The organism is Nocardiopsis flavescens (assembly GCF_900141985.1).
GTDB classification, from domain to species: Bacteria; Actinomycetota; Actinomycetes; order Streptosporangiales; family Streptosporangiaceae; genus Nocardiopsis; species Nocardiopsis flavescens.
Genome location: NZ_FQZK01000010.1, coordinates 80,474 through 100,137, shown reverse-complemented (window position 1 = coordinate 100,137; position 19,664 = coordinate 80,474). Strand labels below are relative to the sequence as shown.

General features: G+C 76.0%; 19 protein-coding genes. 7 read left to right on the top strand and 12 right to left on the bottom strand.

Translation table 11 applies throughout. From position 1 onward, the window contains the following. Positions 1-22: 22 nt before the first annotated feature. The 3 genes from BUE45_RS17305 to BUE45_RS17295 form a co-directional block, all read right to left on the bottom strand. The gene (locus BUE45_RS17305) at positions 23-1,396 is read right to left on the bottom strand and encodes a PucR family transcriptional regulator (protein ID WP_073380380.1); all 1,374 of its coding nucleotides are present in this window, start codon (positions 1,394-1,396) and stop codon (positions 23-25) included. A 233-nt stretch (positions 1,397-1,629) separates the two neighbouring features. Next, a complete protein-coding gene (locus BUE45_RS17300; RefSeq protein WP_073380379.1) occupies positions 1,630-2,199 on the bottom strand; it encodes an SRPBCC domain-containing protein in 570 nt (189 codons plus the stop codon). A gap of 110 nt (positions 2,200-2,309) precedes the next feature. After that, entirely contained in the window at positions 2,310-3,008 is a 699-nt protein-coding gene (locus BUE45_RS17295; protein ID WP_073380378.1) for an IclR family transcriptional regulator, read from the bottom strand. A gap of 115 nt (positions 3,009-3,123) precedes the next feature. Here BUE45_RS17295 and BUE45_RS33450 point away from each other — a divergent pair, with 115 nt between their 5' ends. The 4 genes from BUE45_RS33450 to BUE45_RS17270 all read left to right on the top strand — a co-directional run bounded on the left by BUE45_RS33450 (position 3,124) and on the right by BUE45_RS17270 (position 8,036). Then, positions 3,124-4,413, top strand: coding sequence for a glucose 1-dehydrogenase (locus BUE45_RS33450; RefSeq protein WP_084737419.1), 1,290 nt, complete (start codon positions 3,124-3,126; stop codon positions 4,411-4,413). Continuing rightward, positions 4,406-5,833 (top strand): FAD-dependent oxidoreductase, encoded by a 1,428-nt coding sequence (locus tag BUE45_RS17280; RefSeq protein WP_073380377.1) that lies wholly within the window; start codon positions 4,406-4,408, stop codon positions 5,831-5,833. The genes BUE45_RS33450 and BUE45_RS17280 overlap by 8 nt, the downstream gene beginning before the upstream one ends. A 74-nt stretch (positions 5,834-5,907) precedes the next feature. Further along, positions 5,908-7,227 (top strand): MFS transporter, encoded by a 1,320-nt coding sequence (locus BUE45_RS17275; protein WP_073380376.1) that lies wholly within the window; start codon positions 5,908-5,910, stop codon positions 7,225-7,227. Next, positions 7,227-8,036: an SDR family NAD(P)-dependent oxidoreductase gene (locus BUE45_RS17270; RefSeq protein WP_073380375.1), complete on the top strand. Its 810-nt coding sequence runs from the start codon at positions 7,227-7,229 to the stop codon at positions 8,034-8,036. Before BUE45_RS17275 ends, BUE45_RS17270 begins: the two co-directional genes overlap by 1 nt. 34 nt (positions 8,037-8,070) lie before the next feature. Here BUE45_RS17270 and BUE45_RS17265 read toward each other — a convergent pair whose 3' ends face one another. From BUE45_RS17265 to BUE45_RS17255, 3 genes are all read right to left on the bottom strand, one after another. After that, entirely contained in the window at positions 8,071-8,616 is a 546-nt protein-coding gene (locus BUE45_RS17265; protein ID WP_073380374.1) for a TetR/AcrR family transcriptional regulator, read from the bottom strand. Positions 8,617-8,635: 19 nt separating this feature from the next. Beyond that, the gene (locus BUE45_RS17260; RefSeq protein WP_084737418.1) at positions 8,636-10,153 is read right to left on the bottom strand and encodes an MFS transporter; all 1,518 of its coding nucleotides are present in this window, start codon (positions 10,151-10,153) and stop codon (positions 8,636-8,638) included. Between the two features lie 549 nt (positions 10,154-10,702). Then, positions 10,703-11,041: a GNAT family N-acetyltransferase gene (locus tag BUE45_RS17255; RefSeq protein WP_073380373.1), complete on the bottom strand. Its 339-nt coding sequence runs from the start codon at positions 11,039-11,041 to the stop codon at positions 10,703-10,705. A 103-nt stretch (positions 11,042-11,144) separates the two neighbouring features. On the opposite strand from BUE45_RS17255, the gene BUE45_RS17250 reads away from it, so the two are divergent. Continuing rightward, positions 11,145-12,356, top strand: a complete 1,212-nt coding sequence (locus BUE45_RS17250) for a DUF418 domain-containing protein (protein WP_073380372.1) — start codon at positions 11,145-11,147, stop codon at positions 12,354-12,356. Positions 12,357-12,365: 9 nt separating this feature from the next. Continuing rightward, the gene (locus tag BUE45_RS17245; RefSeq protein ID WP_073380371.1) at positions 12,366-13,085 is read left to right on the top strand and encodes a TetR/AcrR family transcriptional regulator; all 720 of its coding nucleotides are present in this window, start codon (positions 12,366-12,368) and stop codon (positions 13,083-13,085) included. Between the two features lie 107 nt (positions 13,086-13,192). Here BUE45_RS17245 and BUE45_RS17240 read toward each other — a convergent pair whose 3' ends face one another. The 3 genes from BUE45_RS17240 to BUE45_RS17230 all read right to left on the bottom strand — a co-directional run bounded on the left by BUE45_RS17240 (position 13,193) and on the right by BUE45_RS17230 (position 15,887). Further along, positions 13,193-13,690 (bottom strand): hypothetical protein, encoded by a 498-nt coding sequence (locus BUE45_RS17240; protein ID WP_073380370.1) that lies wholly within the window; start codon positions 13,688-13,690, stop codon positions 13,193-13,195. A 45-nt stretch (positions 13,691-13,735) separates the two neighbouring features. Further along, positions 13,736-14,827 carry a Gfo/Idh/MocA family protein gene (locus tag BUE45_RS17235; RefSeq protein WP_073380369.1) on the bottom strand — a complete coding sequence of 364 codons (1,092 nt, stop codon included), beginning with the start codon at positions 14,825-14,827 and terminating at the stop codon, positions 13,736-13,738. An 88-nt stretch (positions 14,828-14,915) separates the two neighbouring features. Beyond that, entirely contained in the window at positions 14,916-15,887 is a 972-nt protein-coding gene (locus BUE45_RS17230; protein ID WP_073380368.1) for an aldo/keto reductase, read from the bottom strand. Between the two features lie 141 nt (positions 15,888-16,028). Between BUE45_RS17230 and BUE45_RS17225 the strand changes: the two genes are divergently transcribed. Continuing rightward, positions 16,029-16,577, top strand: coding sequence for a MarR family winged helix-turn-helix transcriptional regulator (locus BUE45_RS17225; protein ID WP_073380367.1), 549 nt, complete (start codon positions 16,029-16,031; stop codon positions 16,575-16,577). Between the two features lie 140 nt (positions 16,578-16,717). On the opposite strand, the gene BUE45_RS17220 is transcribed toward BUE45_RS17225, so the two are convergent. The 3 genes from BUE45_RS17220 to BUE45_RS17210 form a co-directional block, all read right to left on the bottom strand. Next, entirely contained in the window at positions 16,718-17,431 is a 714-nt protein-coding gene (locus BUE45_RS17220; RefSeq protein WP_073380501.1) for a DUF3159 domain-containing protein, read from the bottom strand. A gap of 809 nt (positions 17,432-18,240) precedes the next feature. Continuing rightward, a complete protein-coding gene (locus tag BUE45_RS17215) occupies positions 18,241-18,993 on the bottom strand; it encodes an SDR family oxidoreductase (protein WP_073380366.1) in 753 nt (250 codons plus the stop codon). 239 nt (positions 18,994-19,232) lie between these two features. After that, a complete protein-coding gene (locus BUE45_RS17210) occupies positions 19,233-19,616 on the bottom strand; it encodes a hypothetical protein (RefSeq protein WP_073380365.1) in 384 nt (127 codons plus the stop codon). Positions 19,617-19,664: the final 48 nt, after the last annotated feature.

Below are 19,664 nucleotides of genomic sequence, written 5' to 3'. Positions count from 1 at the left end.
CCCCGGCGCGGGGACCGGGCGCTCACGGGCCCTCGACGGCCCCGGGCGCCAGGCGGGCGCGCAGGACGAGTTCGAGCTCGAAGCGCGCGCCCGGCTCGCGCAGCCGCTCCCCGAACAGCTCCTCCAGCAGCCGCATCCGGTACCGCACGGTCTGGGGGTGGACGCCCAGCCGCTCGGCGGCCCCGTTGGCGTTGAAGCCCGACTCCAGCCAGGCCAGCAGCGTGCGGGCCATCCGCTCCCGCCGGTGCGGACGCAGCCCCGCCAGCGGTGCGAGCCGGGCGCGGGTCATCTCGGACACCAGGGCGGCGTTCCGGGACAGCAGCAGGGTGAGCAGGTGGTCGTCCCAGCGGACCAGGCCCCGGCCGGGAACCGCTCCGGAGCGCACCAGCTCCGCCAGTTCCCGGGCCCGCTCCAGCGACTCCGGCGCGCGCTCCAGCGGCACGCCCGGCCCCAGCACCGCGCAGGCGCCCCGCAGCGACCGCTCCAGCGCCCGCAGCCGGCCGGGCCCCCCGGGGTCGGGGACCAGCGCGCAGGGCTCGGGGCGCTCCAGGTCCACCAGGGCGTCGGGCGGCAGCGCCGGGCGCAGGCCCCCGGGCGGCTCCGCCGGGCGCCCCCGGGCCGCCCCGCCGGCGGGCTCCGGCACCGGGCCCGTTCCGACCGCCTCTCCGGTCCCCTCCGCCGGGGCCGCCGCCTCCGCCGGGGCCGCCGCCTCCGCCGGGGCCGCCGCCTCCGCCGGGGCCGCCGCCTCCGCCGGGGCCGCCGCCTCCGCCGCGCGCCCGGGGTGGAACAGCACCGCGGCCACCCGCCCGGGAGGCCGCCAGCGGGCGGAGCGGGCCAGCGCCGCGACCGCCGCCGGGTCCCGGCCCGCCCCGCCCAGCAGCGCCTCCAGCAGCCGGGTGCGCCGGTGCCGCGAGGCGTCGACCCCGGCCGACGCCACCCGGGAGTGCCCCCGGGCCGCGGCCGTCCCGATCTCCTCCTCGAACAGCAGGACCGCCTCGCCCAGGGACCCCAGGTGCGCGCGGGGGAGGGCGTCCTCCTCGGACAGGCGCCGCCAGGCGACGGCGGCGGTGACGCGCAGCCCGGTGTGCAGGCGCTCCAGTCCGCGGCCCCGCGCGGCCTCGTGGGCGCCGAACGCGCGGAAGCGGGCGAGCAGCCCCTCGTCGGGGCCGCCGCCGGACTCCAGCCGGTCCAGGAACCCGCGCACGCCGGAGTCGACCAGGCCGCGCGCCGCGCCGCCCGCGCCCGGCGCCCCCGGGTCCTCCCCGAGCCTGCGGTGGATCCCGGCGAGGGCCTCCTCCACCAGCGCCGGGGCCAGGGGGCGCAGGCGTGCGCCCACCTCGGCCGGTATCCCGGAGAACGGGTCGGTGCGGTCGGTCTCCTGCGGCGGGTGGGTCATCGGGCGTGCCTCCGGCGCCGGCGCACGGCGGAGCCGTCCGCGGCACGCCCGCGCGTGCCGGACCGCCCGTGTGCCGGATCGAGGGGGTGCGACCCGCCGGGGCGGCGGGGGCGCCCCCATCCCACCAGAACCGCGTTCGGGGGACAAGCCCGGCCCCCGGCGACGCCGCCGCGCTCCGCCGCGCCGCGCTCCGCCGCGACCCCCCGGGGCCCGCGCGCACCGGCGGCGCGGGCTCAGCCGAACAGCAGGTAGCCAAGGAGCATGCCGCCCGCCACCACCAGCAGCGCGGCCGCCGACCACAGCCGCTGGGCGCCCGCCCCGGACCGCTCCGGCCCGGACGGCTCCCCGGCGTCCGCCTCCGGGGCGGGCGCGCGCTCGTCCAGGCGCCGGGCGCACCGCTCCATCAGGCCGCCCGCGACCTCCGTGACCACGGCCTCGTTCCAGCGGGTCAGCCCGCCGGACAGCTCCAGGTCGGTGACCACGGACACGGCGGTCGTGTTCCCGCGGCCGTGCAGCTCGGCGGTGATGACGGCGGTGCCGGTCCCCCGGCCGCGCCGGGACCGGCCGTCCGCCGCCACGACGATCCGGCGGGACCGCTCGTCCGCGGCCACCAGGCGGGCGCCCCCGGTACAGGCGACCACGGCGGGGCCGACCTTGACGCGCGCCTCGGCCAGGTGGCGGTCGCCCTCGGTCCCGACCAGGCGCACCCCGGGCACGCAGGGGACGAGGGACTCCAGGTCGGTGAGCAGCTCCCAGGACCGCTCGACGGGTGCGTGGACGACGAATTCGTTGCTGATCCTCATGGGTGTGCTCTCCACCGGGGCTCCGAGGGGTGCGGACCCGGCCTGCCCCGGACCGGGCCCGGTCCGTCTGCCAGTGTCGCGCCCCCGCCCCGCCGCCGCCAACGCGGGCCTCAGGGCAGGCGTGCGGCGATGCGCCGGGCCGCCGCCCTGACGGCCTCCCCGTGCCGGGCGGGGTCCTGCGGGTCCAGGACGGAGACGCCGATGCTGGCGACGGGCGCCCCGTTCGAGCGGACGACGGGCGCGGACACACCGGTCACCGCGTTGGTGACCTCGCCGTGGGACACCGCGTAGCCGCGCTCGCGCGCCAGGGCGACCTCCGCGCGCTCCCCGGGGCGGGGCGGCATCGCCGACAGCAGGGCGAGTCCGGCCGACCCCTGGTCGAGCGGGTCCACCCGCCCGGGCCGGAAGGCGAGGTGGACGCGGGCCCGGCTCGGCTCCACGACCATCAGGGCCCGTGCCTCGTCCTCCCCCTCGGGCACGATCAGGTGCGCCGTCGCCTCCTGCGATTCGGCCAGCTCGGTCAGTACCGGCAGCGCGACGCCGCGCAGGTCGGACTCCACCGACTCGGCGAGGGCGATCAGGCCGGGGCCGGGGGTGATGCGCTTGAACGCGTCGCGGCGGCACAGCCGGTGCTCCTCCAGTGTCCGGACCAGCCGGTGCGCCACGGTGCGGTGCACCCCGATCCGCTCGGCGATCTCGGTGACCGAGAGGCCGTGGGGGTGGCGGCCGAGCAGCTCCAGCACCTCGATCCCGTTGTGCAGGGTCTTGGACGTCCTGGTGTCCGGCCGGCCGGTGTTCTCGTCGGGCATCGGGCTCCTTCCGCAGGTGAAGATACACCCCGCCGCTTGACGGGAGTGACGTGTGACACTTACGTTAACTACTAATTGCACACCTAGTGCGATTATCGCACACCGGAGGTGATCCATGGGCGACCTCACGGTCTCCGCGACCCAGGCGTTCTACGCGCTCCAGTCGCACCTCATCGACTCCGGCGACGCCGACGCGTGGGCCGCCACCTTCACCGCGGACGGCGCGTTCCACTCGCCGACCTATCCGGCGCCGGTCCTCGGACGCCGGGACCTGTCCGCCTTCGCGCGGCGCTTCACCGAGACGGCCCGGGCCGCCGGCGAGGTCCGCCGCCACGTGGTGACCAACGTGGTCCTGCACCCGGGCGGAGCGGAGGAGGCGCAGGTCAGTGCGTATCTTCAGGTCATCGCCACGGACTCCGCCGGCGACACCCGCATCCTCAGGTTCACGACCGTCCACGACCGGCTCCGCCGGGAGGACGGGCGCTGGCGGGTCCACCGCCGCGACATCGCCCGCGACGCCCCGCAGCCGCCCGTCCGCCCCCTGCCCGCCCCGACGAAAGGCACCGCCACCATGACCCCGTACGAGGGCACCGGCCCCGCCCGTGTCGTCGACCGCCCGATGGAGGTCGTCCACCCCGAGATGGCCGGCCGCACCGCGGTCGTCACCGGCGCGGCGCGCGGCATGGGCCGCGCCTTCACCGCCGCCCTGGCCGCCCGGGGGGTCAACGTCGTCGCCGCCGACATCAACGACGTCGACATGAAGGCCGCCGCCGAGGAGATCGCGCGCGAACTCGCCGCGGACCCCCGGGCGGGCGCCCCCGGCCGGGTCGCCGCCCGCCGGGTCGACGTCGTCGACCCCGAGCAGCACGAGGCCCTGGCCCGTGCGGCCGTCGAGGAGTTCGGGTCCCTCGACTACTGGATCAACAACGCCGGGGTCTTCCCGTACGCGCCGGTCGGCGAGATCACCGCCGAGCAGATGTCCTCCGTCCTGGACGTCAACGTCCAGGGCGTCCTGCACGGCTCCCAGGCGGCGGCCCGCCACATGGGACCCGGCGGCGCCATCGTCAACATGTCGTCGGTGTCCGCCGTGCGGGTCCGGCGCGGGCGCGCCGCCTACTGCGCCTCCAAGGCGGCCGTCGCCCACCTCACCGAGTCCCTCGCCGTCGAGCTCGGCGACCTCGGACTGCGGGTCAACTCCATCGCCCCCGGGTTCATCGACACGGAGATGACCCGGTGGCTCCAGGACGACCCCGAGGCCCTGGCCGCGGCCCTGGACCGGGTCCCCCTGCACCGGGTCGGCTCCCCGGAGGAGGTCGTGGGCGTGCTGCTCTTCCTGCTCTCCGACAGCAGCCGTTACGTGACCGGCCACAGCATCGCGGTGGACGGCGGGTCGCGCCATGTCTGACGGCGGGGACGGCGCGAGCGTCGACGTCGTCGTCATCGGCGGAGGGGGCGCGGGGCTGGCCGCCGCGGCCACGGCGACCGAGCACGGCGCGTCCGTCCTGCTGTTCGAGGCCGAGCCCGACCTCGGAGGGTCCACCCGGCTGTCCGCGGGGCTGTTCACCGCCGCGGAGACCAGCGTCCAGCGCGGTCTGGGCGTCGAGGACTCCGCCGACCGGTTCTACCAGCACTACATGGACCTCAACCAGTGGATGCTGGAGCCCGGCCTCGTCCGCGCGTTCTGCGAGAACACCGGTCCCACCCTGGAGTGGCTCATCGGCCTGGGCGTGGAGATCCCGGCGCGGACCTCGGGCAACGCCCACACGCCCGGCCTGTCCCAGGCGGGGGTCGAGGACGTCTGGCGCGGCCACGTCCCCCGCGACCAGGGCGAGGGGCTGGTCGCCGCGCTGGCCGCGGCCTGCCGCCGGGGCGGGGTCGAGACGGTGCTCAACACACGGGTCGAGCGACTCCTGTTCGAGGACGGCCGGGTCGTCGGCGTCGTCGCGGACGGCGTGGAGGTGCGCTCCGGCGCCGTCGTGGTGACCACCGGCGGGCTCTCCCGGGACCCGGAGCTGCTGAAGGAGCACTACCCGGCGGCCCTGGCCGCCGGCGAGCACGGGTTCGTCGTGGCCGCCCCCGGCAGCCGGGGAGACCACCTCCGCTTCGCCGGGCAGGTCGGCGCCTCCGTCACCGGGTCGGGCTGGGGCCTGCTGCTGCCGACCGTCTACTTCCAGCGCATGCACCACTGGCAGTCGGGGTTCCCGCCGGTGTCGCGCGTGTACGTGGACGGCTCCGGCCGCCGCTTCATGGACGAGGACGCCTCCTACGCGGTCTCCGCCGGGATCATCGACTCCCGCGGCGGGTCCGCCTGGTGCGTCTTCGACGAGCGGGCCCGGCTCTCCCTGCCCCCCGGTTACGCCGACTGGAACCCCGGGCGCGTCCTGGAGGAGGCCGAGGCCGGGCGCACCCTGCGCGCCGACACCCCGCGGGAGCTGGCCGCGCTGATGGGCGTGCCCGCGGACGCCCTACAGGTCACGGTGGACACCTGGAACGACGCCCTGCCCCACGGCCGGGACGAGCGCTTCCGGCGCCACCTCACCCTGCGGAACAAGGGCTACGAGGGCACGCCGGACCCCCTCGGCCCGGGCCCCTACTACGCGGCGCGCATCCTGCCCGCCGAACTCGTGTGCACGCACGCCGGCCTGGAGATCGACTCCCGCGCCGCCGTGCTCGACCGCACCGGGACACCCGTCCCGGGCCTGTTCGCCGCGGGCGAGGCGGGGGCCGGAGTCCTCGGCCTGCGCTACGTCGGCGGCGGCAACGCGGTCGCCAACGCTCTCACCATGGGCCGCATCGCCGGCCGCGGTGCGGCACCCCGGGGCTGAGGCCCCGCACCCCCTAGCGGAACCGGGGCCGGAGCCCGCCGGGCACCGACCCCCTCGCGCCCCAGGAGGCGTACATGACACTGGACCAACGACCGTCGGACCCGGCGGGGAGCGGCGACACCGGGTTCCAGTCCCGGGTGAAGGTCATCCGCGCGGCCGTCATCGGCACCGTCGTCGAGTACTACGACTTCGGCATCTACGGCTACATGGCCACGTTCGTGGCGATGCTCTTCTTCGTCTCGGACGATCCCACGGCGTCCCTGCTGGGGACCTTCGCCGCCTTCGCGGTGGCGTTCTTCATGCGGGTGCCCGGCGGGATCGTCTTCGGGCACATCGGCGACAAGTACGGCCGCCGCAAGGCCCTGTCCTGGACCATCCTGCTGATGGTGCTGGCGACGGCGCTCATCGGCATCCTGCCCAACTACTTCACCCTCGGGGTGTGGGCGACGGTCCTGCTCGTGCTGTGCCGCTGCATGCAGGGCTTCGCGGCGGGTGGCGAGCTGGGCGGCGCCAACGCCTTCGTGGCGGAGTCGGCCCCGGCCCGCTGGCGCGCCACCCAGACCTCTCTCGTCAACTCCGGGACCTACTTCGGCTCCCTCTTCGCCGCCCTGGTGGCCCTCGCCGCCACCTCGCTGTTCACCGAGCAGCAGATGCTGGACTGGGCCTGGCGGATCCCGTTCCTGCTCAGCCTGCCCATCGGCGTCATCGGCCTCTACATCCGCAACCACCTGGAGGACACCCCGCAGTTCAAGGAGCTCTCCGAGCAGGGCGAGACCGAGAAGATGCCGATCAAGACCCTGCTGGTCACCAACTGGCGGTCGGTCCTCAAGATCATCGGCCTGGGCGCGGTCATCACCGGCGGCTACTACATCGTCTCGGTGTACGCCGCCACCTACCTCCAGACCACCGCGGGCCACTCCTCGCAGGTGGCCTTCACCTCCACCGCGGTCGCGATGGTGGTGGGAGCCGCCACCCTGCCCCTGTCCGGGTTCCTGGCCGACACGATCGGCCGCCGCAAGGTGATCCTCATCGGCAGCGTCGGGGCGATCCTCCTGGGCTTCCCGATGTTCATGATGATGTCGGCCGGCCCGGCCTGGGCGGCGATCGTCGGCCAGTCCGTGCTGTTCGTGTGCGTCTCGATCGTCAACGGGGCCTCGTTCGTCACCTACGCCGAGATGCTGGGCGCCTCCACCCGCTACAGCGGGATCGCCCTGGGCAACAACGTCACGAACACCCTGCTGGGCGGGACGGCACCGTTCATCGCCACCTGGCTGATCGGTGCCACGGGCAACCCCCTGGCGCCGGCCGGGTACTTCGTCCTCACCGCGGTCATCACGCTGGTCGCGGTCCTGTTCACCGCCGAGACGCGCGGCACCGAGCTGAGGGTCGACTGATGGCGGCCGGGACGCCGGGGGCGCACGGGCTCGACGGCCGCGTGGTGCTGGTGACCGGCGCCGCCAGCGGCATGGGCCGGGCCGAGGCACTGGCCCTGGGCCGGGAGGGCGCCCTGACCTGGGTCGCCGACATCTCCGGACCCGGAGCCGAGGAGGTGGCCGCGCAGGTCCGCGACGCCGGGGGCAGGGCCCGGGCGGTCCGGCTCGACGTCACCGACCCGCAGGGGTGGCGCGAGGCCGCGGAGCTGGTCGGGCGGACCGACGGCGCGCTCCACGGCCTGGTCAACAACGCGGGGGTCAGCCACCGGTTCGGCATCTCCGACACCACCGACGAGGACTGGCGGCGCGTCCTCGACGTCAACCTGTCGGGGGTGTTCTACGGGATGAAGTACACGGCGTCCCTGCTCGGCGCCTCCGGCGGCGGATCGGTGGTCAACGTGTCCTCGATCGCCGGGATGACCGGCTACTTCTCCGCGGGGTACGCCGCCGCCAAGTGGGGCGTGCGGGGGATCAGCAAGACCGGGGCGCTGGAGTACGCGGACCGCGGGGTGCGGGTGAACTCGCTGCACCCCGGGCTGGTGGAGACCCCGCTGCTGCTCTCGGGAAGCGACCGCTTCGTCCAGGAGAGCCTGCGCTCGGTCCCGGCGGGGCGGGTGGCCGACCCGGAGGAGGTGGCCGGCGTCGTGCTGTTCCTGCTCTCCGACGCCGCGCGGTACGTCACCGGCACCGAGGTCGTCGTGGACGGCGGCCTCACCGCGGGCGGGCTCTACCACCGGATCCTCGCCGGGCTCGGGGAGGGCCCGGCCTGAGGGGGCGCGGCCCGCCGCGGCGGGCCGCGCCCCCTCACGCGTCGGGGGCCGGGCAGGCGTCGACGTGTGCCTGCACCCCCGGGGCGTACAGGTCGAGCAGCTCCGCGTCGGGGATCCCCTGGAACAGCCCCACCACCCGCAGCCCTTCGGCGAGGCCGATCATCTGGCACGCGACCGCGGCCGCGTGCCGCCGGTCCGGGGTGGTGTCGCCGATGACGCGGGCGACGCTGTCCAGCAGTTCGCCGCCGTCCGCCCCGAACCCCTCCTCGGCGGACTCGCGGGCCCGTGCGGTGGCCAGCAGCCAGTTCTCCGGCAGGCAGTGCTCCCGGCGGGTGAGGACCTTCTGCACCAGGGCCCGGCCCAGGGCCGACCGGGGCAGGTCGAGCTCTCCCAGGGGGATGCGATGCGGTCCGAGGGCGTTGAAGAGCTCGGCCTTGCTGCCGTAGTGCTTGATGACCAGGGCCGGGGAGACGCCCGCCGCCGCGGCGATGTCGCGGACGGTCACGCCCTTGTACCCGTGCTCGCTGAAGAGGGCGCGGGCGGCGGCGATGATCGCCTCACGGCTGTCGGTTCTGGTCACGGTGCGCGGCTCCCGGCGTTCAGGTCCCCGTGGGTTCCCGGGGAGGACGAGGGTAACCGGCCCCTCCGGGCACCGGTGCGGCGCGGTCGGGCGAACCGCTCGCGCCGCCGCTTTCGGCCACGGGGCCCGGGACGGGGTCGGGCTCGGCCTCGTACCCCCGCACCGGGATGAACAGGCCGAAGGCCGTGCCCGCGACGCAGACCGCGGCGCCCGCCCACAGCGCGGCGTCCATGCCCGCCGCCGACGGGTAGGTGACCCCGTCCACGGAGACGGTCAGCGACGCGAACAGCAGCGCGAGCAGCGCGCTGGCCGAGGAGGTGCCCAGCGCGCGGACCAGCGAGTTGACCCCGTTGGCGGAGGCGGTCTCGCTCCGCGGCACGGCGCTCATGATGAGGACCGGCATCGCCGCGAAGGAGATGGCCGTGCCCACGCTGACCAGGGTGCTGCCCACCACGGCGTTGGCGACCGAGTCGGGGGCCAGCACCCGGCCCGCGTAGGTCAGCCCCATGACGGCCAGCCCGGCGACCAGGGTGGGCTTGCCGCCCCACCGGTTGAGCATGCGGCTGGAGACCGGGGAGAACACCAGCATCATCAGCCCGCCCGGCACCATGAGGAGACCGGCGGTGACCACCGGCAGCGCCAGGCCGTATCCGGTGTCGGTCGGCACCTGGAGCTCCTGGGTGGTGATCAGGCTGTTGAGGAGCATCGCGAACCCGGCGAAGAACGACGCGACGTTGGTGAGCAGCACCGGCGGCAGTACCGCCGTGCGCAGGTCCACCATGGGGGCGCGGGTCCTGAGCTGGAGCGGGATCCACAGGGCCAGGGACAGGACCGACACCGCGCCCAGGACGAGCACCCGCGGCCCGCCCCAGCCCCAGGAGGCGCCCTTGGACAGGGCCAGCAGCAGGCACACCAGGAAGACGGACAGCACCAGCGCGCCCACGACGTCGAAGCGGCCGGGGGAGCGCTGCGGGGACTCGGCCACCGCCAGCCGGATGAACACGATGAGCACCGCGCCCACGGCGGCGGTCGACCAGAACAGGGACGTCCACCCGAACGCGCCGTAGAGCACCCCGGACAGCGGGAGCCCGAGCGCGCCGCCGATGCCCAGCGTCGCGCTCATCAGCGCGATGCCCCCGGCGAGCCGCTCCCGGGGCAGCTGTTCGCGCATGATGCTGATGCCGACGGGGATGAGCGAGGCCCCGAACCCCTGCATGGCGCGCCCGACGAGCAGCGGTACGAAGCTCCCGCCCACGGCGGCGATGAGGGAACCGGCCGTCATCACCCCGAGCGAGAGCAGCAGCATGCGGCGCTTGCCGTACATGTCGGCCATGCGGGCGACGATCGGGGTGGACACGGCTCCGGCCAGCAGGGTGGCGGTGACCAGCCAGGACGCGTCGTCGGCGGACACCCCCAGGATCTCGGGCAGGTCCGGGAGCAGCGGGATGACCAGGGTCTGCTGGAGGGAGACGATCATGCCGCAGAGGGTGAGGACGCCGGTGGTGAACCAGGCGGGTCCCCGCGGTGCGGACGACATGGGACCTCCGGGGAAGGGGCGGGCGAGGGGGTGAACAGTTGTTCACCACCAGGGTAAACAGTGTTCAACCCCGGTGGCACGCCCCGGCCGCCGATCGTGGCGCGGATCACCCCCGCGTGCCGCGCCCGGGCGGGGCGCACGGTCGCGGGCGCGGGAACGCGCCGCGCGCCGTGCGGCCCCCGTCCGCGCGGACCGGCCGCACGGGCGAGGGGCGGAGGGGGCGGGCGGGACGCGGGTGGTAACGCTGCGGCCGGCGGGGGAGGGGTCGGTGCGCGGGGCCCGGGCACCGCACCCGCGGGGCCGTCCCCGCCGCCGGCCCCCTGGTCGGGCCGGTCCCGGCGCCGGGTCCCCGGTCCCCGTACTCCCGGGAGGGGGCGGCCCCGCCCCGCGGCCGTTCTTCGCCCCGGCCTGCTCGACGGCGGTGGCGCCGGCCACCGCACCCCCGGCCGACGCGCTCCCGGCCGTCGACCCGGGGCGGGCCGTTCGGGAGCGGCCGGCGCAGGGCGGACCGGTGCGCGTGTCCGCCCGCCCGCCGGGGCGCGGCGGCCCTCACTCCTGCTGGTGCGGGAGGGAGCGCACGAGTTCCAGATCCTGCGGCGTCACGTCGAGCAGGGCGTCGTCGAAGTCGTGGTGCTCCCTGACGTACCGGGCCACGTACGGGCAGACCGGGACGATTTTCAGGCCCAGCGCGCGGGTCTCCGCCAGTGCCTCCGCGACCAGCGTCCCCGCCCACCCCCGGTCGGAGTAACGCTCGCCGATCTCCGTGTGGAAGAAGATCCGCCGCCGGTCGTCGGGGTCCACGAACTTCGTGTACCCCACGACGTTCCCGTCCGTGCTGATCGTGTACCGGTCCGCAGCCTCGGCCACCCTGGGCCTGTCGTCCGCCATGCACCCATCATGCTCCCGCGCACCCCCTTGTGCCGGGAGGGCGCGCGGTCTAAAGTTCTGAACACCGTTCAATTATTGAACACCGTTCAGAGAGGAAGTGCCGATGGACGGACGACTGCTGGCACCCGACTTCGCACGGGGCGGGATGCTGCTGCTCATCGTGCTGTCCAACGCCGCGATCTTCTACCACGGGGTCGCCGCCGCCGGGGGCGGTACCTCGGCGACCCCCCTGGCCGACCAGGCCGTCCGTTTCGCGATGCTCGCCCTGCTCGACGTCCGCGTGTACCCGCTGTTCGCCTTCCTCGTCGGCTACGGGCTCGCCCGCGCCTACGCGGCCCGCTCCGCGGAGCTGGGCGAGGACCGTGCGCGGGCCGTGATCCGCTCGCGCAACCGGTGGCTCCTCGCCTTCGGGGCCGTGCATGCCGCGCTGCTGATGGGCAGCGAGGTCCTGGCCGCCTACGGCATCGTCGGCCTGGTCCTGTGCGCCCTGTTCCTGGGCCGGAGCGAACGCCGGTTGAGGGCCGCGGTCCTCACCGGCGCGGGTCTGCTCGCCGCGGCCTTCCTGGTGTCGGCCGCGGTCCTGGCCGCCTCCGCACTGCTGCCGGCCGCCGGGACGCCCCCCGCGGCGGGCCCCCCGCCCGAGGAGCTCGGCCTCAACGGCTCCGGCACCGCCGACTACCCCGCCTCCGTCGTCTCCCGCCTGACGGGCTGGGGCTTCCTGCTGTTCGTCAACGCGTTCGGCGTCGTGATGCCCACGGCGGTCCTGGCCGGCATGTGGACGGCCCGGCGGGGGATCCTGGAGGAGCCGCACCGCCACCGCCGCCTGGTCGCCACCGCGGCAGCCGCCGGGGTCGGTCTGGGGCTGGCGGGCGCGCTGCCCTCCGCGCTGGCGCACGTCGGCGTGCTCGAACCGGCCTCGGGAGCCGCCGAGGCGGCGCTGTTCCTGCTGGCCTGGACCTCGGGGCTCGCGGGAGGACTGGGGTACGCCGCCCTGTTCGTGCTCGCCGCCGACCGGTTCACCCGCCGCGGCCGCACCCCCCGCCCGGTCGCCGCGGTCGCCGCGCTGGGCAAGAGGTCCCTGAGCGGCTACCTCACCCATTCCCTCGTCATGGCGCCCGTCCTCTCCCTGTGGGGGCTGGGCCTGGCCGCACACCTCACCGAGGCGACCACCGCCCTGTTCGCCCTCTGCCTGTGGCTGGCCACCGTCGCGGCGGCCGCGCTCATGGAGAGGAAGGGGGTGCGCGGCCCCTTCGAGGTGCTGCTGCGCGGGCTGGGCGCGCGTGCTGCGCGCCGCCGGGCCGGGGTACCGCGTTAGATTGGGGCCGTGCCTGCGACATCCTCATCCGGCCGGAGCCGGGACACCGGCGGCGGTTCCGCCGCCCGCCGCGGACCGCGCCGGAGCCTGACCCGCGAACGCGTCGTCGACGAGGCGATCGCGATCGTCGAGTCCGACGGACTGGCCGCCCTGTCCATGCGCAGCCTCGCCGAACGCCTGGGCGTGGCACCGGGCACCCTGTACACCTACGTCCCCAACCGGACGGCGCTGGAGACGCTCATCCTCGACGCGGTGGCGGCCGGGGACGCGCTCCCGCACCGGCTGCCGGGCCCCTGGTGGCTGCGGCTGGAGGCGTGGGCCCGCCAGGACCTGGTCACCTTCCGGGAACGTCCCTGGGTCCTGGAACTGCGCCGCTCCACCCCCGGCGTCGGGCCCGCCCTGATCGCCTGGCTGGACTCGGCGCTGCGGGCCTTCGACGGCACCGGCCTGCCCGAACAGGTCAAACTCGACATGATCGAGGCCCTGGACGCCTACGTCTGCGGGGCCGCCGCCAACGACGCCCAGGCGCACGGTGGGGAGAGGCTTCCCGACATGGAGCTGTTCCCGGAGACCGGCCGGGCCTACGCGGACGCGCACGCCCTGCGGCGGGCGGCCGGGGAGGGCGCGCTCACCGCGCACCAGGGGCAGTTCGAGTTCGGGCTGCGCTGCCTGATCGCCGGGTTCCGCGCCGTCGCCGAGGAGTACGGGGAGGCCGGCGGGACCCCCTGACACCGCCGGGCCGCACCCGCGCACGGCCCTGCTCCGCTCCACGGGCCCGGACACGGTGTCGTCGCCGAGTCCGGGCCGGCGCACCCGCGGGACGGTCGGAGCGCCCCTCAGGCCCCGTCGGAACGGCCGCCCGGCCCCCGCGCGGACCGCCGGGCCAGGTGCCGTTTGGAGCCCGCCGTCGTGGGGCCCGGCACGGTCCCCGGGGGGAAGGGCGGGGGGTCGGCCGGCCGCCGCGAGCGCGGCAGCACGCAGACCTGGTACCCGTCCTCGTAGAGGACCGTGCCCGGGTCGTCGGAGGTGCTCTCCCGGTGGGCCACGCCGTGGGCGGTGAGGATCCCGCGCAGGGCCGCGATCCGCCCGGTGAAGTCCTCCCTGCCCCGCACGGAGTCGCGGAACCAGGTCACCGCGCCCCGGGTGTTCCCGTCCGCGTACACGGGCGGTACGGGCAGGGCGTCCCGGAACCAGTCGTCGATGTCGAGGTAGAGGTCCTCCTCGGCGTCCGAGAGCAGCCCCGCCCGCCGCAGGTGGTCGACCGCCACGAAGACCCCCACCTCCACCCCCACCCGCCCGACGTAGTCCGCGTGCACCCTGAAGAAGTCCGCCATCCCCGCGGTATACCCGCGAGGCGCCCGGCCTCCCCGAGGGCGGTGTCAGCGCCGCGCGCCGGTCCGCGCGGCCTCCTCCACCCGGGCGACCAGGCGGCTGTTGTGCAGGGCGCGGGCGAACCCCGGGGTGCGGCGGGTCCCGTCGGCGATGTCGCGCGCCAGGGAGGCGTACACCTCGCCGACGTTGAGGGAGGCCCCGTCCCAGACCTCCGCGGCGGTCGGCCCGGTACCCGTGGCGACGGGTGTGTCGGGCGCGTCGAAGTCCGCGCTCGAAGCGAGCGCGAGGTCGCCCACCTGGACGCCCGCGGGGTGGTCGCCGGTCAGCCGCAGCCAGCCCTCGGATCCGCGCACCTCCAGCGCGAAGCCGGCGTCCGCCGCGGGCACGCCCGCCAGGACCTGCACCCCCGCCGGGGCGCCCGACGCGGTCTTGACGATGGCGTCGAGGTGGTCGGGGACCTCCCGCACGGACGTCTCCCCCGTGTCCGCGAGCCGCACCCGCGGCCAGAGGGTCTCCGTGCGCGCGTCGACCTCGGTGATGTCCCCGAGGACCGCCTCGACCACGTCCAGGACGTGGCCGGCCGCGATCGGCAGGAGGCCGGCCCCCGACTCGGCCCTGTCGAAGTACGCGTACGCGCTCGCCGACTCCGGTCCGTTGCCGAACGTCGTCGCGGACACCCGCGCCGAGAGCAGCCGTCCCAGCCGCCCCCGCGCGACGATCTCCGCCGCCCGGCGCACCGAGGGGTTGAGCCGCCCCTGGAGGCCGATCGCCGTGTGCAGCGACCCGGCCGCGTGCGCCATCTCCTCCGTCTGCGCGAGGCTCGCGCCCAGCGGGGACTCGCAGTACACGGCTTTGCGCGCCGCCAGCGCGGCGAGCACCAGGTCCCGGTGGGCCGGGACCTTGACGGCCACGGTGACCAGGTCCACCTCCGGGTCGCGGATGAGCGCGAGGGGGTCGGCGTACCAGCGCCGGGCGCCGAAGGCCTCGGCGGCGCCGCGCGCGCTCGCCTCGTGCCGCGTCGCCACGGCCGCCAGCTCGAACCGCGGCTGCGCGGCGAGCGCGGGGACGTGCGAGGCCCCCGCCCAGCTCGCCCCGGTGTCCGCGCCGATGATGCCGACCCGGATCGTCCTGTCCGTCATGGTGTCCGCCTTCGTTGTTCGGTGTTCCCGGGGCGCGGCCGTTCCGCGCCCCGTGTCCGGTGGCCGCCGGGCCCCGGGCTCCGGGCCCTCAGAGGTCGACGGCGGCCATGTCGGCCGCCGCGTGGCGCGCGCCCGAGGCCGGGGCCAGGGCGTCCAGGCGGCCGGTCTGCTCCGCCGTGAGCCGGACGCCGTCGGCCGCGCAGTTCTCCGCGAGCCGGTCGGCGTTCGTGGTCCCCGGGATGGGGGCGATGCCCTCCCCCCGTGCGAGCAGCCAGGCCAGGGCGACCTGCGCGGGTGTGGCCCCCGCCTCCTCGGCCACCGCGCCGACCTCGTCGGCGATGCGCAGGTTGCGCTCCAGGTTGCCGCCGGTGAACCGGGGGTTCGTGCGCCGCCAGTCGCCGGCGTCCAGGCCGTCGAGGGTGCGCACGGCCCCGGTGAGGAAGCCGTGCCCCAGCGGCGCGTAGGGGACGAGGCCGATGCCGAGTTCGCGCAGCACGGGCAGGACCCCGGACTCGGGGTCGCGGGTCCACAGCGAGTACTCGGTCTGGACGGCGGTCAGCGGGTGGACCGCGTGGGCCCGGCGGATCGTCGCCGCGGAGGCCTCCGACAGCCCGATGTGCAGGACCTTGCCCGCGGCCACCAGGCCGGCCAGCGCCCCCACCGTCTCCTCCACGGGGGTGCCCGGGTCGATGCGGTGCTGGTAGTAGAGGTCGATGCGGTCGGTCCCGAGCCGCCGCAGGGAGCCCTCCACGGCCGCGCGGACGTTGGCGGCCGTGCCGTCCGGGCCCGGGCGGCCGGTGTGCGAGACCAGGCCGAACTTGGTGGCCAGCACGACCCCGTCCCGCCGGCCCCTGACCGCGCGCCCCACCAGCTCCTCGTTCACGTGCGGCCCGTACACCTCGGCGGTGTCCAGGTGGGTGACCCCCAGGTCCAGCGCCCGGCGCAGGGTCCGGACGGCCCCGGCCGGGTCGCGGCCGGCGCCGGTGTAGAACGCGGACATGCCCATGGCCCCGAGCCCGATGCGCGAGACTTCGAGCCCCCCGAGTGCCGTGGTCCTCATGCGGTGCTCCCCTTCCGGAGGGTGCGGCGGTCCGGTGCGGGGCGCGGGACGCGGGCCCGCACCGGACCGACTTCGAACTTGATGCTTCAACAACTACACCCTCTAACTTGACGCGTCAACAACGAGGGCTAATCTGGTCCCATGGACACGAGCACGACCGGAGCGCCGGGACCGGGCGGCCCGGACCCGCGGGGCGGGGAGGGCGCCGAGGCGGGGGAGCCCGCCGGTCCCCCCGCCGGGACCCGGTGGCTGGACGGCGGGGAGCTGGCGGCCTGGCTGGCCACGTCGGCGATCATGATCAGCCTGCCCGCGGCCCTGGACGCGCGGATGCAGCGCGAGTCCGGGATGACCTTCTTCGAGTACATGGTGCTCTCGGTCCTGTCCGAGGAACCGGAGCACACGATGCAGATGAGCGACCTGGCCGCCCGGACGTCGGCCTCGCTCTCGCGGCTGTCCCACGTCGCCGGGCGCCTGGAGAAGCGCGGGCTGCTCGCGCGGGTCCGCGTCCCCGGGCCGGGCCGGCGCACCAACGCCGTCCTCACCGGGGCCGGGTACGGGGAGGTCGTGGCCGCCGCTCCCGGGCACGTGGCGGCGGTCCGCGAGTACCTGGTGGACGGTCTCGGCCCCGCGGAGCTGGCGGCGCTGCGCCGCATCGGCGCCTCGGTCGAGGCCGCGATCGACCGGACCTGACCGGGCCCGGCCGGCTCCGCGCGCGCGGCCCGGCGCGGGGCCCGCGGCTCTCCGGGGCCGCCCGGCGGGTGCGCACCGCGTGCGGGACCTTGGCACAACGGGGCGCCGGCGGTCCGCGGACCGCCGACGCCCCCTCCGGCTCAGCCCCGTGCGGCGGCCGGGGCCCCGTCGGTTCCGATGAGCCGCTTGGTCGTGCGGCGGAAGGCCCAGACCACCACGACCGCGACCAGCGCCGTCAGCGGGAACCCCGTCACCGTGTCGGCGATCGCGAGCCCGGTCGTGGAGTCGGCGAGGTACAGCCACTGCCGCACGGCGAACCGGCCGGCGAACCCCACCGCCACCGCCAGGGTGGCCAGGTCGTGCGCCAGCAGCGAGGGCCCGTCCCCGCGCCACGGGTGCGCGTTGCCGTGGACGGCGTTCCAGGCCAGGCCGGTCAGCGGCCGGCGCACCAGCAGTGAGGCGGACGCGGCCACGGCCCCCGCCAGCGAGGCCCAGATCCCGATCAGGAAGAAGTCGTTGGCCGACCCGGTCAGGGCGGCGATCCCCCCGGCCGCCGCGACGCCGATCACCCCGCCCAGCGCGGGCATGAGGTCCTCGCCGCGCCACCTGCGGAACACGGCCAGCGCCAGCGCGACGGCGACCGCCACGCCGACCGCGCCGGTCAGGGGCAGGAAGGGGACGGCGGTCGCGAAGACCACGACCGGCAGGGCGGAGTACACCATCCCGGACGGGCCGCCCAGGCCCCGGAGCATCTCCCCCTTCAGGTCCACGGGGGACTCGGTCCGGGCGGTCGCGCCGGAGGCCCCGTGCTCTGCCTCGTCGGAAAGGTCGTGGACGCGTCGGTGGTCGGTCATGGTGTCGCCTTCCTTCCAGGGGGTCGGTGAGGGGGCGGCCACGGCGCCGTTCCGCTGCGGGACGGGGGAGGCGTCCCGGGCGCCCTCCGGCGCGAGGGGTGCGCGGGGGTGCGCCGGGAGGTCGAAGAGGTTCCTGTCCGTGCGGGGGGCGGGCGGTGCCATGTCGTGCCTCTCCTTCGTTCTCGGGGACGCTGGAGGTTCTCCGTCGGGACCGCGGGGGAGCGGGCCCTCCCGGGGGCGAACCCGGTATCTCCGATCCAACCCGGCGGAGCGGTCACCGGTCAGTGGCGCAGCGTCACCGATCCGATGTGACCCGCCTACGGGTACGACGGTGACACGGCGTCACTTGCGCGGGCGTCCGCCCCGGTCCGCGGAACGGTGTCCGGGGCGAAGAGGGGCGTCCCCGGTGCGGTGGCACGACGGGTGGCCGCGCCGCGCCCGCCGTGCCACCGCCCGCCCCGCGGCCCCCGCTCCCGGACGCGGGGAGCGGCGACGCGGACCGCGGTGAAAGCGGCGGCGGCAGGAGGGGTCCGGCCCCCACCGGGGGCCTGAGTTCCGGCGGTCGTCGCAACACCCCGCCGGTGAAGGGCTGCGGCGGACGACTACGAGATCCGCGACCGCTTCCTCGGCCGAGGGAGCGCCCTCTCGCCGGGGAGCGGCGCCTCCGCCTACGGCTCAGGGGACAGGGCGTGGGGACCGGGAGGCGTGCCGCGTCGTCGTCACCGGCTCCCGAACCGGCGAACGACGGCGTGACGGTCGCACGGCCTCGGGAAGGACACCGGCGGCGGCGCCCGGGAAGGGGGGCGCGGTCACCGCGGCGCGCCGCCCGAGACGACCAGGGACTGGCCGCTGACCCGGCCCGCCAGCTCGCCCGCGAGGTACTCGGCGGCGTCGGCGACGTCCTCGGGGCCGTCGCCGCGTCCGCCGAGCGGTGGGAACCGGGCCGTGTGGTGGAACCCGCCTCCCGCCGCCGCGCCGGTCGGCACCCCGGCGCCGAGGGCCACGGCGGGCAGGATGGTGTTCACCGTGACGTTCCTGGGGCTCAGCTCCATGGCGAGGACCCGCACCAGGTGTTCGGCGACCCGCTTGGACGACGAGTACAGTCCCGTCCCCGGGCGCGGTCCCGTGGTCGTGCCCGATCCGACGTAGATCAGCCGGCCCCCGTCGGAGACCAGCCTCGCCGCCTTCTGGAGGGCGAAGAACGCGCCCTTGGCGTTGACCGCGAACAGCCGGTCGAACTGCTCCTCGGTGACCTCCGCCACCGGCCGGTCGGCGACCTCCTCCCCGGCGTTGGCGACGACGATGTCGAGGCGCCCGAACGTGTCGACCGCGGTCGCGTACAACGCGTCCAGCCCGGCCGGCGACGCCACGTCCGCCCGCACCACGATCCCGCGGCCCCCGGCCGCTTCGACCTCCTCCAGCGTGTGCAGCGCACCGTCCTCGTCCGTGGAGTAGGCGATCACCACGCTCGCCCCCAGCCACGCGTAGCGCTGCACGATCGCGCTGCCGATCCCGCGGGACGAACTCGTGGCGACGGCCACCTTGCCCGACAGATCAGTCAATGTCCCGGTCCTTCCGTCCTCGGGTGATGGCGTCGATCCTCGGGGGAGGCCGGGGGCGTATCCAGGCCTCCCCGATCCCCGGCTCGGCCGTCCGCCTCCGGGCGCACCGCCGGCGAGGGGCCCGCGGGCCGCCCCGGAGCGCGGGCGCCGGGAACACCGCTGCGCCGGGGGAGGGGCGCCGCCTCGCGCCGGCACCCGCCGGGCGGCGCCGCCCGTCCCGGGACGGCGCACGCGGTCGGCTACCGCCGGCCCGGGAGGCCGCCGGGAACCTCGTCGCCGATCCGCTGCGCGCGGTTCTCGGCGTCCTCGTCGGCGTTCGCGTAGTTCCGCGCGGTGCCCTCGGTTCTTTCGGAGGTGCTGCGCAGGAGGCCGGCGGTGCTCCTCAGATACAGCATGAGGTTCTCCTCCAGCGGTTGCAGCACGTCGTTCATCTGCCGGGCGAAGTCGTCTCCCTCGCCCCACGGGGTTCCCAGGGGCCGGCGCACGGACTCGTACCACTCGACCAGGGCGTCCATCCTGTCGGCCGGCTCGTGGATGTACCGCCCGTCGCGCGCCAGTGCCTCCGGCGCGACGTAGAGGGAATCGCCGGAGCCGCTGCCGCCGGGGCCGTCGTATCTGGGCATGCTCTCTCCTGTCGGAAGTGTCGTGGGCGCGCACCGCGGGGTGGACCG